The organism is Glutamicibacter uratoxydans (genome assembly GCF_050753455.1).
Lineage (GTDB): Bacteria > Actinomycetota > Actinomycetes > Actinomycetales > Micrococcaceae > Glutamicibacter > Glutamicibacter uratoxydans_A.
Genome location: NZ_CP192736.1, coordinates 955,537 through 969,889 on the forward strand (window position 1 = coordinate 955,537; position 14,353 = coordinate 969,889).

General features: G+C 57.7%; 15 protein-coding genes and 1 tRNA gene. 11 read left to right on the forward strand and 5 right to left on the reverse strand.

The window, feature by feature from the left end; genetic code table 11:
- Nucleotides 1–89: 89 nt before the first annotated feature.
- The 5 genes from ACQQZ8_RS04405 (at nt 90) to ACQQZ8_RS04425 (ending at nt 4,379) form a co-directional block, all read left to right on the forward strand.
- Entirely contained in the window at nt 90–929 is an 840-nt protein-coding gene (locus tag ACQQZ8_RS04405) for a phage holin family protein (protein ID WP_431711477.1), read from the forward strand.
- A gap of 134 nt (nt 930–1,063) precedes the next feature.
- Nucleotides 1,064–1,972 (forward strand): DMT family transporter, encoded by a 909-nt coding sequence (locus ACQQZ8_RS04410; RefSeq protein ID WP_431711478.1) that lies wholly within the window; start codon nt 1,064–1,066, stop codon nt 1,970–1,972.
- A gap of 53 nt (nt 1,973–2,025) precedes the next feature.
- Nucleotides 2,026–3,207: a glycosyltransferase gene (locus tag ACQQZ8_RS04415; RefSeq protein WP_431711479.1), complete on the forward strand. Its 1,182-nt coding sequence runs from the start codon at nt 2,026–2,028 to the stop codon at nt 3,205–3,207.
- Nucleotides 3,208–3,311: 104 nt separating this feature from the next.
- Nucleotides 3,312–3,385, forward strand: a tRNA-Ile gene (locus tag ACQQZ8_RS04420).
- 178 nt (nt 3,386–3,563) lie between these two features.
- On the forward strand, nt 3,564–4,379 hold the full coding sequence (locus tag ACQQZ8_RS04425; protein WP_431711480.1) for an SGNH/GDSL hydrolase family protein: 816 nt from the start codon (nt 3,564–3,566) through the stop codon (nt 4,377–4,379).
- A gap of 30 nt (nt 4,380–4,409) precedes the next feature.
- Here the strand turns inward: ACQQZ8_RS04425 and ACQQZ8_RS04430 are convergent, their stop codons facing one another.
- Nucleotides 4,410–4,934: a M23 family metallopeptidase gene (locus tag ACQQZ8_RS04430; RefSeq protein WP_431711481.1), complete on the reverse strand. Its 525-nt coding sequence runs from the start codon at nt 4,932–4,934 to the stop codon at nt 4,410–4,412.
- Between the two features lie 389 nt (nt 4,935–5,323).
- Here ACQQZ8_RS04430 and rpsB point away from each other — a divergent pair, with 389 nt between their 5' ends.
- The 6 genes from rpsB to ACQQZ8_RS04460 all read left to right on the forward strand — a co-directional run bounded on the left by rpsB (nt 5,324) and on the right by ACQQZ8_RS04460 (nt 10,314).
- Nucleotides 5,324–6,145 carry a 30S ribosomal protein S2 gene (gene rpsB, locus ACQQZ8_RS04435; RefSeq protein ID WP_431711482.1) on the forward strand — a complete coding sequence of 274 codons (822 nt, stop codon included), beginning with the start codon at nt 5,324–5,326 and terminating at the stop codon, nt 6,143–6,145.
- Between the two features lie 145 nt (nt 6,146–6,290).
- Entirely contained in the window at nt 6,291–7,127 is an 837-nt protein-coding gene (gene tsf, locus ACQQZ8_RS04440; RefSeq protein WP_431711483.1) for a translation elongation factor Ts, read from the forward strand.
- Nucleotides 7,128–7,294: 167 nt separating this feature from the next.
- On the forward strand, nt 7,295–8,017 hold the full coding sequence (pyrH, locus tag ACQQZ8_RS04445; protein ID WP_431711484.1) for a UMP kinase: 723 nt from the start codon (nt 7,295–7,297) through the stop codon (nt 8,015–8,017).
- Between the two features lie 140 nt (nt 8,018–8,157).
- On the forward strand, nt 8,158–8,679 hold the full coding sequence (frr, locus tag ACQQZ8_RS04450) for a ribosome recycling factor (protein WP_431712134.1): 522 nt from the start codon (nt 8,158–8,160) through the stop codon (nt 8,677–8,679).
- Nucleotides 8,679–9,626, forward strand: coding sequence for a phosphatidate cytidylyltransferase (locus ACQQZ8_RS04455; protein ID WP_431711485.1), 948 nt, complete (start codon nt 8,679–8,681; stop codon nt 9,624–9,626). The genes frr and ACQQZ8_RS04455 overlap by 1 nt, the downstream gene beginning before the upstream one ends.
- A 115-nt stretch (nt 9,627–9,741) precedes the next feature.
- Nucleotides 9,742–10,314, forward strand: a complete 573-nt coding sequence (locus ACQQZ8_RS04460) for a DivIVA domain-containing protein (RefSeq protein ID WP_431711486.1) — start codon at nt 9,742–9,744, stop codon at nt 10,312–10,314.
- Between the two features lie 122 nt (nt 10,315–10,436).
- Here the strand turns inward: ACQQZ8_RS04460 and ACQQZ8_RS04465 are convergent, their stop codons facing one another.
- The 4 genes from ACQQZ8_RS04465 to ACQQZ8_RS04480 are packed head-to-tail and all read right to left on the reverse strand — an operon-like array spanning nt 10,437 to nt 14,203.
- On the reverse strand, nt 10,437–11,912 hold the full coding sequence (locus ACQQZ8_RS04465) for a cation acetate symporter (protein WP_431711487.1): 1,476 nt from the start codon (nt 11,910–11,912) through the stop codon (nt 10,437–10,439).
- Entirely contained in the window at nt 11,909–12,283 is a 375-nt protein-coding gene (locus tag ACQQZ8_RS04470) for a hypothetical protein (RefSeq protein WP_431711488.1), read from the reverse strand. The genes ACQQZ8_RS04465 and ACQQZ8_RS04470 overlap by 4 nt, the downstream gene beginning before the upstream one ends.
- Nucleotides 12,280–12,996: a LytR/AlgR family response regulator transcription factor gene (locus ACQQZ8_RS04475; protein ID WP_431711489.1), complete on the reverse strand. Its 717-nt coding sequence runs from the start codon at nt 12,994–12,996 to the stop codon at nt 12,280–12,282. Before ACQQZ8_RS04475 ends, ACQQZ8_RS04470 begins: the two co-directional genes overlap by 4 nt.
- 25 nt (nt 12,997–13,021) lie before the next feature.
- The gene (locus ACQQZ8_RS04480; RefSeq protein ID WP_431711490.1) at nt 13,022–14,203 is read right to left on the reverse strand and encodes a sensor histidine kinase; all 1,182 of its coding nucleotides are present in this window, start codon (nt 14,201–14,203) and stop codon (nt 13,022–13,024) included.
- Nucleotides 14,204–14,353 lie beyond the last annotated feature (150 nt).

The following is a 14,353-nucleotide window of genomic DNA, read 5'->3' on the forward strand; positions in this document are numbered from 1 at the left end:
GTTTACTCCTTGAGGCTGAGCCGAAAGCAATGTCCGGGGTGTTAGTTTGGAACTACCGGACGCTGAGCGATCGAGAAACTGGAGAAACCATGTCTGAAGATGATTCGACGCAGACGGACGAAAGCTTGAAAATGAGTCTGAAGAACGCCAAGGAACAGGTGGAAGGTCTCAAGGAGCTTGTTCCACAGCAGATCTCCGACGAGATCAAACTGGCGACTACGCTCCTGAAGAGCAAAGGCATCCGACTCGGCGTTGCAGCCGGTTTAGCCGCCGCGGCCCTGGTCGTACTCTTGCTTTTCGTGATAGCTATCGTGGTGACCTTGGTGAATGTACTTTCGCTGTGGATGCCAGGTTGGGCCGCAGGACTCATTGTCGCCGGTTTCTTCCTATTGATTGTTCTCGTCTTGGCTCTGGTTGGGTATAGCAAGATCAAGAAGGCGCTACCACTGACTCCTGACGCTGCAATCCGCGGGATCCGCCACGATATCGGTGTGCTTAAGGAAGGCAGCCAGTTCGACGAGTCGACCTTGGATCAGCCGCGGAAGCCGAAGTCTGAAGACGAGGACTCCGAAGAGCAGAACAAGGAGCCTAAACCACCTGCTCCGAGCGCTGATGAACTTATCCTGCGTACCAAGCGCCGCCGTCGTCAGATTCAGGCACTTCGCGATAACTTGGAGGCGAGTGTTCGCGGCCCAAAAGGAAAAATTGATCGCGCCCGTCGGTTAGCCGACCAAGCGGGATCAAGCGTCAGCGAGATGGCCGCTAAGGCCCGTGGTTTCGTGATGCCTTCAGCCAACCCTGACGAAGAGCTGACCGAGGCGCAACGAGCAAGTCAAGAACGAATCGAGAAAATCCGGCCTGTTGCTCTGATGTCAGCCGGTGCGTTGCTGGTCCTCGGAGTTCTACGCAAGGTCCTACGCAAGTCTTAGACCAAGTTCCCCTTGGGAGCAGGTTCCTAAGAGGAATTTCATTCACGGCACTAGTTCACGCATAGTGCCTCCCACTCTGGAAGCCGCCGAAGTGAAAACCTCGGACTGGGCGCTACTCAAGGAGAACCGCAGTTTTGGTCTGGATTGCCGTTGCCGCCGCACTCTGCGGTGCTGTGGGTCTGGCCTTTGGCGCGCACTGGCAGTCAGCCGCAGTGCGCGAACAGGGGTTGGACAGCAACGTAAGTCTAGGAAATCTGAAGACCTTATTGCGTAGCAGACGCTGGGTTATCGGACTGCTGATGCTGGGGGCCGGAACCCTTCTAAACATCTACGCTTTGGCCAGCGCACCGCTTACGGTAGTTCAACCAATCGGTGCCATCGCCTTGGTAATTACCACCATAGTCACGGCCCGCACGCATCATCTGAAGATGAACACCGCTACGATTCTAGCCATCACGGCCTGCATGATCGGTTCAATTGCGTTCGTTCTCATGGCCATCAACGTCACCAACCCAAATAGCGAAGCGACCCCGCATCAAACACTGATCATTGAAATGATTCTGACGGTGGTAGTCATCATTTTTGCGATCTTCGGGTGGCTGGGACGACACAAGTTCGGTCCCTTCTTCTACATCGTCGGTGCCGGTGTACTTTTCGGATTCGTGGCGGTTCTGGTCCGAACAATTGCTATTGCGTTGATGAACCTCGAAGGAACCGCCGGGCTCTTAGATCTGCCGTGGCTGGCCGTACTCTACGTCGCCATAGCCGGTTTGCTGGGCTCGTACTTCGTGCAAAACGCTTACTCTAAGGGTCCACCTGATCTGGTGATTGCTGGGCTAACTGTTATTGACCCAATTATTGGCATAGCTATTGGCATTAGCATTCTCAATGAGCTCCGACCACAGGTTCCGCCGGTGATGGGTATGCTGATGGGTGTCGCCGGGGTCCTTGCGATTGTCGGTGTCGTTGCACTTTCGAAGCATCATCCAGATGTGCTCAAACGCAAAGCGAGAAAATCGGCTGGGGGAAACCGAGAACACTGATGACAGTATCGAGAATTGCAAGCAACTTTTCAACAGAGAACAAGGAAGCGCCCGTGCCTCAGGAGCAAGCACTGACCATCGTCATTGCCGCAGACACCTACCCGCCGGATATTAATGGGGCCGCGACCTTCTGCTATCGCTTAGCCAGTGCGATGCATGCCCGGGGGCACCGTGTACACGTTCTAGCTACGCGTGGAAATAAAGGCAAAACTTATACTGAGGTGCGTCCAGAAGCTATCGTGCATCGGTTGGAGTCTTACGCCGTGCCGACTCATGAGTACTTCCGCTTAACTCTTCCGCTCAAGATCAATCGGGAGATCTATCGCTTGCTCAAAGACATCCAGCCCGATGCGATTCACGCGCAGAGTCATTACATGATCGGTCGTGCGGCGCTGACCTATGGGAAACGCCGCGGCATCCGAACCGTCGCGACTAATCACCTGATGCCGGAGAACCTCAACCCATTCTTGCCGTTTCCACAGTGGTTCAATGATCTCTACTTCCGCTTCTCGTGGTGGGACATGGGCAGGGTCTTCAATCGGGCTGAGCTAATCACTACCCCCACCCCGTTGGCTGCTAAAGCTATGGAAGAACGTGCCGGATTGAATCATGTCCAGCCGCTGTCAAACGGCATCGAGGTAGGCAATTACGAGTTGGCCGAAAACGAAAGTGTCAAACGTAACGCAGAACCGACCATCCTCTTTGTTGGGCGGCTTGCCGTTGAGAAGAACGTTAACGAGCTCATCGAAGCGCTTGGCATGATGACCAAGGTTCCCAACGCGGTGCTAGAAATTGTCGGAGGCGGCGAACAACGAGTCAAGCTCGAACAATTAGCTAAAGCACAAGGCCTAACTGATCGCGTGAAATTCTTCGGTCATATCAGTGACGCCGAATTGCGTGAAGCGTACCTGCGTTGCGACTTGTTCTGTCAGCCCGGCACCGCCGAATTGCAATCTTTAGTGACCTTAGAGGCTCTCTCGGCCTCCAAACCCGTGGTGCTAGCCAATGCGTTGGCGCTGCCACACCTCGTTGATGAGGGCGTGAACGGGTACATGTTTGAACCAGGAAATCGTGTCGATCTGGCAGAGAAACTGGATCGGGTCCTGTCCCTGCCGCAAATGGAACGTGAGCGGATGGGGAAAGCGGGTCACCACAAAGTGTTGAATCATGCGCAGGAAAAAACTATGCAGGCTTTCGAAGATATTTATCGTCGTAAGACCCCAGTGATTCACTGATCACGAACGCGACATGGCATGGGGCGTTTCATTGTTCTGAGTGTTCATGCTCTAGAATATTTCAAGTGTGCTTGGAGAAGTTGTGGTGGATCCTTGGCACATGGGGGGCGTTAGCTCAGTTGGTTAGAGCAGGGGACTCATAATCCCTTGGTCGCGGGTTCAAGTCCCGCACGCCCTACTACAAAATATCGCTCGGTGACCTGTAAAAAGGTTGCTGGGCGATATTTCGTTAATCCTAGAAGTCTGGCTTAGTGCCTGAAGTTGTTTTCCTAATGGTAAGGCTCGCCAATACTGTCTTCACCGAAATTTAGCTTTGAGGTTGCTTTGCCTTCATTGCCTGAATTTAACGTAGAGAAATGGATCGGCTCTTCGTTGCAATCGGTGACTCCTTTACGGAAGGGGTGGGGGACTGGGAGCCTCGGCTTCCCAACGGGGTGCGAGGATGGGCTGACCGGGTCGCAAAGCAACTTTCTAAGGATGATCCTGGGTGGCGCTACGCCAATCTAGCCATTCGGAGCCGGCGTTTGGATCGGATTGTTTCCGAGCAGATTGAGCCGGCCCTTGCCTTGAAACCGGATGTGATCAGTTTCTACGCCGGGGGAAACGACATCATGGAATTCCGGAAAGATATGGATCAGGTTCTCGCAGACTACTCGCGCGCGGTGCGGTGTCTGGCCGAGTCTGGTTCGCAGATTTTATTGTTCACCGGATTCGATATCCCCGTGCACCCATTGTTAGCCCCAATGAAGCGACGCAACTGGCGTTTTAACGAACGCGTCAGGGAGCTGGCACGCGAATATCCGCAGAGCGTAACACTGGTGGACTACTGGCGTTGGGGAGAATACGCAGATCGCCGGATGTGGGACATCGATAAGTTACATATGAACCGTGCCGGACATCGATACATGGCCATCCAGATTCTGGAGATTCTCGGAGCCCGACACCAACTAACTTTTGAACCCTTTGGTGAAGCGTTGCGGGTGGGGCCGGTACAAGCCATGCGCCGAGACGCCGAATGGGCTCGGCAATGGGTGCTGCCGATGTTTGGTCGCAGAATTCGTGGCGTGACCCTCGGTGATAGTCTGACTCCGCGGTGGCCGGACCCCATTTATCCGGCCGATGGGATGAAAAAGCTAGCCAAACGTATGCGCAAAGTCCACGACGGAGCGTAACTGAGAACTACCGCATACAGTCCGCACAGCTCAACCGAGCGGCAAAAGCACCGAAGGGCGAAGATCCTCGATCAGTAAGGCGGGGTCAATGTACTGGCCATGGAGCCGAACACCCCAGTGCACACAACGCAAGCTGCAGTGAGCCCCGATGGACACTTCGGCAATTAGCTCACGGGCTGCCACCCGTTGCCCCACGGCTAAGTCACTGCTAACCGGTTCAAAGCTGGACTTAAACCCGTGGCCATGATCGATCACGAGAACCTGACGGTCCACCACCTGACCACGAAAACTTACGACCCCGTCCTGAGGCGCCAAGACACTGCGGCCCTCGCTGGCTGCCAAGTCGACGCCGCGGTGACCGGGCAACCAATTCTGGGGTGGGCCGTCAAAGGGACGGAGCACCGCGATATCTCCGGCTAACGGCCACTGCCATTGACTGCTAAACCCCGGAACGATGCGCGCCGGAGCGGTGCTCGCCTGTTGGGGTGAGAGTGCCAACAGCACCGCAAGTAAGGGTAAGAGCGCTACGAGGTGCATCAGAGTTCGTTTTTTCATGGCTCAACCATGCCTCTGAGGTGGAAAGTCTGCAGTGCGGTGCGGTGCCAATTGTGGGTAAGCGGAAACACGTTTATACCTCGGATAGCGCGTCGATCCGGTTCGACGCGGTGTAGTACACTGGACAAAGCGGTTTCGTGTGTCAGGTGTGCCCAAAATGCCTGGCATGTAACGGAATTGACTTCGCGTGTGAAGTAGCACGATTCATTTTGTGTCCTGACCCCAATGGTCCGAGAAATCGGTGGGGTTTGCTTAAGCCTGCTTGCAGGTTTAGTACTTCGCACTAGGGCCGGTAGCCACCAGGGTTACCTGCAATTAACCACAACAACAAGGGCAGTTACCGCGGGCGCGCACGCGTCCGGTCCGCCACTGCTGAAAGGAGTTGCGACATGCCAGTCGTAACCATGCGAGAGCTGCTTGACAGCGGCGTCCACTTCGGCCACCAGACCCGTCGCTGGAACCCAAAGATGAAGCGTTTCATCTTCACCGAGCGCAACGGCATCTACATCATTGACCTGCAGCAGTCGTTGTCGTTCATCGACCGCGCCTACGACTTCGTCAAGCAGACCGTAGCCCACGGTGGCTCGGTACTGTTCGTCGGTACCAAGAAGCAGGCTCAGGAAGCCATCGCCGAGCAGGCTACCCGCGTTGGTCAGCCATATGTGAACCACCGCTGGCTCGGCGGTATGCTGACCAACTTCCAGACCGTCTCCAAGCGCGTTTCGCGCATGAAGGAACTGGAAGAGATCAACTTCGACGATGTTGCCGGTTCGGGCCACACCAAGAAGGAACTGCTGCTGCTCAAGCGCGAGCTGACCAAGCTGCAGAACAACCTCGGTGGTATCCGCAACCTGACCCGTACCCCTTCGGCTATCTGGATCGTTGACACCAAGAAGGAACACTTGGCTATCGACGAAGCTCAGAAGCTGGGCATCCCAGTGGTGGCCATCTTGGACACCAACTGCGATCCAGACGAAGTGACCTACCCAATCCCAGGCAACGACGACGCAATCCGCTCCGTCAACCTGCTGACCCGCGTTGTTGCTGACGCTGTGGCCGAAGGCCTCATCGCCAAGAACAACAAGGCCGCAGGCAAGACCGAGGGTGCAGCTGAGCCAATGGCTGAGTGGGAGCGCGAACTGCTGGAAAAGGGTGCCAAGGAAGAGGCCGCTAAGGCTGAGGAAGCTGCTGAGAAGCCAGCTGCCGAGTAGTCACCCAAATGACTTATGGAGTTTGCCTCACGGTGCTATGTTGCCGTAGGGCGTAACTCCAGACCCTCTCGTGGGACGGGCCGGAATTCCGACCCGTCCCACGAGCGAAATAAACTTGAAACCTCCTAGTGAATGGGGAACGCACGTGGCAAACTACACCGCTGCTGACATCAAGGCACTGCGCGAGCGCACCGGCGCCGGCATGATGGATGTGAAGAAGGCTCTCGACGAGGCTAACGGCGACGCCGAGAAGGCCATCGAGATCATCCGCATCAAGGGCCTGAAGGGCGCGACCAAGCGCGAAGGCCGTTCGACTGCAGAAGGCCTGGTTGCGGCCAAGGTTGATGGCACCGCTGGCGTCATGATCGAGATCAACTGCGAAACCGACTTCGTTGCGAAGAACGATAAGTTCATCGAGCTGGCTAACAAGGTTCTGGAGGCAGCTGTGGCTTCCGCAGCAGCCGACGCAGAAACCCTGCTGGCCTACGAAGTTGACGGCAAAACCGTTGGCGACATCGTCATCGAAGAGGGCGCTATCCTGGGCGAAAAGGTTGTTGTTCGCCGGGTTGCCCGCGTTGAGGGTGCCAAGGTTGCTGCTTACCTGCACAAGACCAGCAAGGACTTGCCTGCACAGGTCGGCGTGCTGATGGCTGTTGACGCCGACTCTGAGGCTGCAGCTACCGCTGCCCACGATGTGGCCGTACACACCGCCGCAATGGCTCCAACCTACCTGTCCCGCGAAGATGTTCCAGCGGAAAAGGTTGAGGACGAGCGTCGTATTGCCGACGAGACCGCACGCGCCGAAGGCAAGCCAGAAGCTGCCCTGACCAAGATCGTTGAAGGCCGTCTGACCGGCTTCTTCAAGGAGATTGTTCTGGTTGACCAGGCATTTGCTAAGGATGCCAAGAAGTCCGTTGGTTCGGTCTTCGAAGAAGCTGGCACCAAGCCAGTTGCGTTCGCACGCTTCCGCGTTGGTGCCTAAGCACTAACCCGCAGCTAGCACACACCGCCTTCTTGAGGCGGTAGGAGAACAGAAGGGAGGTGAGCACCGAGCACACTCGGTGTCTCGCCTCCCTTTTCCTACGCCCTGTCAACAGGGTATTTTTTAGAGCAGTCGCAAGCATTTTTAAGTTCAGGAGCCAGACACCGATGGTCAATAGCGAAACTCCCAAGCGTCGTCGCGTCCTACTGAAGCTCTCCGGGGAAGTCTTCGGCGGCGGGAACGTCGGCGTGGATCCCACCACCGTGCGTGGCGTAGCCGAGCAAATTGCCCAGACCGTCGGAGAAGTTGAAACCGCGATCGTGGTCGGTGGCGGTAACTTCTTCCGTGGTGCCGAACTTTCTGCGGCCGGTATGGACCGTTCCCGTGCAGATTACATGGGGATGCTGGGAACCGTCATGAACTGTCTGGCATTGCAGGATTTTCTGGAGCAGTGCGGGGTCGAGACCCGCGTCCAGTCGGCTATCGCCATGGCTCAGGTTGCCGAGAACTACATTCCGCGCCGTGCCATCCGTCACATGGAAAAGGATCGTGTGGTGATTTTTGGTGCGGGTGCCGGCCTGCCGTACTTCTCCACCGACACCGTGGCCGCGCAGCGTGCCCTCGAAGTCGCTGCCGATGAAGTCTTGATGGCCAAGAGTGGGGTGGACGGGGTATACACCGCTGACCCGAAGAAGGATCCAACCGCGCAGAAGCTGGAAACCCTGACCTACAATGACGCGTTGGTGCGCAACATCCGTGTCATGGATCAGACCGCAATGACCATGTGCCAGGACAACAACCTGAACATGTTGGTCTTCGGGATGGAAGGCGCGGGCAATGTGGCACGCGCGATTCGTGGCGAACGTATCGGCACCACCGTCACACCCTAGCGCTCTTCGTGGCATAGGATTGAACTAGTTTGAACTGCCCAGAGTCTGGTTCGTGTGTCTGCTTACACGGACTCTGGGCCAGATAAATACTTAAAGGAGTACCGGTGATTGACGAAATTCTGGCGGAAGCCGCCGAGAAAATGGAACGCACCATCGAGGCCGCCAAGGAAGATTTCGCGAATATCCGCACCGGCCGTGCCCACCCAGGAATGTATTCCAAGGTCATGGTTGACTACTACGGTTCGCCAACCCCGCTGCAGCAGCTGGCCTCCTTCGCGGTGCCCGAAGCACGCACCATCCTGATCACCCCTTACGATGTCACTGCCTTGCGTGAAATCGAAAAGGCACTAGGCGATTCCGAGGTGGGTGCAAACCCATCGAACGACGGAAAGACCATTCGGGTGACCCTGCCGGTGCTGACCGAGGAGCGTCGTAAGGAATACGTGAAGCTCACCCGGACCAAGGGTGAGGACGCAAAGGTCGGTATCCGTAACCACCGTCGCAAGGCCAAGGAAGCCATTGACAAGCTGGTCAAGGATGGCGAAGTTGGCGAGGATGACGGCAGCCGCGGCGAAAAGGATCTGGACGCCCAGACCAAGAAGTTTACCGAGACCATCGATGATTTGGTCAAGCGTAAAGAAGCCGAGCTGCTGGACGTCTAATGTCTGACTTGCCAGAGCCGGCGGCCGAGACGGGTAAGCCCGCCGCGGCCGCCGCACAGGCCGAGACCCCGCCGCTGACTCGTCGCCAGCTGCGCCAAGTAGCGCAGCAGGCCGAGGCAGCGAAACCTTCTAAAGCCGGGCGCAACCTGCCCGCCGCCATCAGCGTCGGGCTACTGATGCTTGGCGCGGTGCTCGTGGGCCTGTTCTGGTTCCCGTTGGCGCTGCTGGCAATGGTGGTACTGCTTGCCGCCCTGGGAAGCTGGGAAGTGGCCCGGGCTACTAGTCAGGCCCGGGTGCACGTGCCGGTGCTGCCACTGTACTTTGCCGCGCTGCTGCTTCCGGGAGCCGCTTACTTTGGGGGGCTTGAAGCTCTCGGGTTCGCTTATGCCGGCTCCCTGCTGGTGATCGTCCTCAGCCGCATTCTTGAAGGCCTGAAGAACGCCGCCCCCTCGATCATGGCCTCGATCTTCATCATCAGCTGGATCCCGCTGCTACTGAGCTTCGCGATTCTCTTGCTGGCCGATGAAAATGGTACTTGGCTGATTGCCACCGCGTTACTCTTGGTGGTTGCCAACGATACCTTCGGGTACATCGTCGGGGTGCTCTTCGGCAAGCACCCAATGGCACCAAAAATTTCGCCCAAGAAGTCTTGGGAAGGGTTCGCCGGTTCGGTGGCCGGCGCCATCGTCATTGGCGTGCTGGCCGCACACTATGTGCTGGACATGCCGTGGTGGGCCGGATCCATTCTGGCGGTCTTTACGGTGATCGCGGCAACCACGGGGGATCTGTCCGAATCCATGGTCAAACGTGAACTGGGGATCAAGGACATGAGCAACCTGTTGCCTGGTCACGGTGGGGTGATGGACCGGCTGGATTCGGTACTCTTCGCAATCCCACTGGTGTATCTCGTCAGCCACCTGATGACCTGGAGCGCTTCGCTGAGCTAGTCGCCCGCTGGGTGCGCCGAAGCCGGGAATACCCCTAAACAGAACATAGAATATTGCCGGTGGCCGGTGCACAGCTCCGCCACCAGACCTAACGCAGTACAACGAAGGATGAGTCGTGTCGCAGCAACCAGACACTCCGTTTACCCAAGTCTCCGAGCAGGAGTTTGGGTACAACATGAAGCAGGTTGACGCCTTCTTAAACCGTGCACGGGAAACCTTCAACGGGGCCGGAACGGACGAAGCCGTGGTGACCAGCCACCTTGTTCGTCGCACCACTTTCGCCCCGCAAAAGGGCGGCTATGCAGCCCGTGAAGTCGATGGTGCCCTGGACCGCTTGGAAGACGTCTTTGCCAAGCGAGAACGCGATGACCTGATCGCACACCAAGGCGAAGAAGTCTGGTTGCAGCAGGTGGGCCGACTAGCCGCCATCCTGCGCGGCCGACTGCACCGGGCACACGGTGAACGATTCCGCCGCCCCTCACGCAGCAATGCGGCCAGTTACAACGTCGAAGATGTTGACCGGCTCTGCGACCAGCTCATCGATTACTTTGAAAAAGACGTCCCGATGAGCGTGAACTCGGTACGCCGCGTTGAATTCCGAACCGCAGTCGGAACCGAAGGTTATGAAGAGTCACAGGTTGATGCGTTCCTTGATCGCGTGGTCGAACTGATGGCTTCGATCGACTAGCCCAGCATTCCACACTCTAGTTAAGCCGCCACCTACCATCTTCCGCGAAATCGGAACTGGTCGGTGGCGCCTTTCTGTGTGGGCTCCGGGTAGCGACGCGGTATACCGCGGATGGCCGGTAACTAGTCGCGCAGGGTGCTCTGCTCGGGGACATGCAGACGCGCCAAAATACGTTCTACTCCGCGGGGCACCCGATCGCTGGTCGCTAAGGACACCAGCACCATGACCACGAACGCTAAAGGCACACTCCACGCGGCCGGTTGCCGAAGCAGCGCGGCCGCTGGTTCGCTGCTCTCTACCAGTAGCCCACTGATCAGCAGGGATAAAGCACAGCTGATGGCGCCGGTCAGCATCCCGGCGATCGCACCCACCGCGGTTAGTCGCCGCCACCAGATCCCCAAGAGCAGGAGCGGGCAGATGGTGGATGCGGTAAAGGCGAAAACATTACCGATGGCGCCGGCTAAAGCGAGGGAACTGGTCAGCGCGGCCACCAGTACCGGGGCGCTGGTGGCAATCACCGTGGAGATCTTAAAGCCCCGCACGGTGCCGGAGAAGAACTCTTGAGATACCGCCCCGGCCAAGGAGACCACCAAACCGGAGGTGGTAGAAAGAAACGCGGCGAATGCTCCGCCGGCCACCACCGCGGTCAACACATCGGCCGCTACACCCTCCAAAATGGTTCCGGGCAATAACAACACCGTGGCATCCGCATTCCCTTGGGCCCCTGTCACCGGGGTGTAGAGCCGCCCCAGGATCCCCAGGGCTACCGGCCAGATGTAAAAGATCGACAACAGTCCCAACACGATGACGGTGGTGGAACGAGCCGCTTGACCGGTGGGGTTGGTGTAAAAACGCACCAACACATGCGGTAATCCCAGCGTCCCAAAGAGCAGCGCGATGATGATGGAGATGGTCTCATAAAGGCCCAGCGTTCCGTTCCCACCGAGCCGGTCGCCGAGCTGAGTGATCCGCAGTGCCGGATCATCTCCGGGAATGATGCGGGTGAGTAGAAAAATGGTGGGAATGACCAGTGCGGCTAATTTCAGCCAGTACTGGAAAGCCTGAACGAAAGTCACCGAGCGCATGCCACCGGAAATGACGGTAAGACAGACTACCGCGGCGACGAGGATCGGTCCGACCCAGCCAGGTAGCCCCGTGGCTACCGTCAAGGTTAGCGACGCCCCATGCAACTGCGGCACAATGTACAACAGACAGATCACCACGACCAGATAGGTGGTGAGTTTGCGCAAGGCAGTGGAGCGCAACCGGATCTGGGCGAAATCCGGGAGCGTATATGCTCGCGAGCGGCGTAGTGGCGCGGCCACAAAGAGGAGCAGCATCAGGTAGCCGGCGGTGTATCCGATGGGGAACCAGAGCCCGGACTGACCGGAAACCACGATGAGCCCGGCGACCCCAAGAAAGGACGCGGCCGAAAGGTACTCACCGCCAATGGCCGAGGCGTTCCACCAAGGACGCACCGTGCGGCTGGCCACATAGAAGTCGCTGGTGGTGCGTGAGAGCCGCAGGCCGTGCACTGCCACAAGCACCGTGGCCAAACAGACCACCAGCAGAGCAATGACAGAAAAGGTCTGGGTCATCGGGCGATGCTCCGATAACGCCGTTCATTGCGTACCGCGGACAGATTATAAAGAACCCCGGCCAGAATAATCAGCGGGTAGATCCCCACACCCAAGATCCACCACGGCAGCGGGATAGCGGCCAGCGTAATCTCGGAGATTGCCGGCCAAAAGGAGAGCAACACGGTGATGCCCACTAGCAGCACAATGATTCCCGCGGCGACCGAAACCGCCAACCGCAACTGCGAGCGAATGAGCTGACGGACGTAGTAGGCATCGGCACTGTGCTCCACCGCCACCGTAGGTAGCGTTAGTGCTGCATCACTCGGGGCTTGCACGCGCACGCGTTGCGGCCGCTGCTGGGCGAAGGGATCCTCGGAGTGCTGGTTCATAGGGGACGGACCCGGTTCGCTGAGAGTCTTTCGCGCAGGTAGGGCAACGCCCGCCGGGAGACCGGTAGCTCGGTGTGGTTCAGCACCACCGAGGCCTTGCCGGTGGCCAGTTTGACCGTCTCAATTTTCTCCATGTTCACCAGATACGAACGATGGATTCGTACATAGCCTGCGGAGCCCCATTGGGCTTCTAAATCATTGAGCGGCACCCGGATCAGGTAACTGGCATCTTGGGTATGCAGCCGGGCATAGTCGCCGGCAGCCTGCACATAGGCGATGGAATCGCGTTCGATCATTTTAGTGATTCCGCCCTGATCAACGGTGATCATCTCCGGCTTGCTGGGGGCCTCCTGCACCAGCTCGCACACCCGGCGCACCGATTCAGCCAGCCGCTGCGGACGGATCGGTTTCAGCACGTAATCCACGGCCGCCAGGTCAAAGGCTTCCAGCGCTTGGTCCTCATCGGCGGTGACAAAAACGATCTGTGGGGGATTGCTGAATCGTGAGATCACCCGGGCAATATCCAGTCCCGATAGGGCGGGCATATGAATGTCCAGAAAGAGGGCGTCGACGCTGTGCTCTTCCAAGGCTTTGAGTGCCGCGGCTCCGGACGTGGCCCGGTAAATTTTTCCCACCCGTGCGTCTTGGCTCAGCAGATAGGCCAATTCCTCGACGGCGGGTAGTTCGTCGTCGGCTACTACGACATTAATCATTGTTTGAGTGTACCTTTTTGCTTTTTCAGGTTCCCGGCGTGGCATCGACGGAAGGGATAAATTTGGGGATTCGCAGGGTGATCAGCGTCCCGGCGTTCGGCGCCGTTTCAACCACCAAACCATGTCCCGCCCCATAAATTTGGCGCAGTCGAACATCCACATTACGCAATCCCACATGCAGGTTGGTGGTGGTTCCGGCTAACACGCTGGAGAGTTTTTCTGGATCCATGCCCGCCCCATCGTCTTCAACTTGAATCGCGGCGTACTGGCCTTCATCCACGGCGGTGATACTGATCAGCCCACCGTCGGGTTTAGCTTCCAAACCGTGGCGCACCGCGTTTTCCACCAACGGTTGAAGAGCCAAGAAAGGGATCTGGATATTCAGTACTTCCGGGGCGATCTGCAAGGAAACGCGGATTCGGTCCCCGAAGCGGGCTTTCTCTAAGAGTAGGTAGCGGTCTATGGCCTCCAGCTCCTCGGCCAGTGTGGTGAAATCCCCGCGGCGCCGGAAAGAGTAGCGGGTGAAGTCCGCGAACTCGATCACCAGTTCACGGGCGCGCGCTGGATCGGTGTTGATAAATGAGGCAATGGCGTTCAGTGAGTTGTAGATGAAGTGCGGTGAGATTTGGGCGCGTAGCGCCCGGACCTGTGCTTCGAGCAGTTGGGCGCGGGAGGTATCGAGCTCGGCCTGGGAGAGTTGCGCCGAAACAAAGCCGGCCACTTCGCTGACCGCACGCACAAATCCTGCCCCCGCCCGATTGTGCACCGCGCTGACCGCACCCACCGGTTGTCCGGCGACCAATAAGGGGGAACTGACCACGGTGCCTTGGGCTAACTTATTGACTTGTGTTTTATTGGTGGAGATCGCGTCGCCGGCGCTCACCTGCAAGCGGTGCAACAGCTGCGGACTCAACGCGTGGTTGGCATCGCTGCCTAGGACCGAGTTCACGTCCGTGATCACCAAACCCGCGCATCCCAACAAGCGCCGCAAGGCCTTGGAAGCTTTCGCGGCATTGGTGTCGTTCAACCCTTCCGCCAGGTGCGGAATCGCTGCTGACATGTGGTGTAAGGCTTGGAAGGTGGCCTGTTCGGCATCCGTTCCCATTTCTTTGGTGGAGCGTGAAATCTTAAAACCTAAGAAGCCGACGATGGCGATGCCGACGGTCACCACGGTAACGATCAGGGTGATCTGCAGGGCAATTGACATAGGGCAATCCTACTCATTGGTCAGGATCGGTGACCGCTCATCGTGCGTCGAAATGCCGTTGGGCGCAGGAATATATCCGTTGAGCCGCAGCGCTGCGTTAACCCCTATCGGTCACGGAATCGATGAACCATAGTGAAACCAGTCACTTTA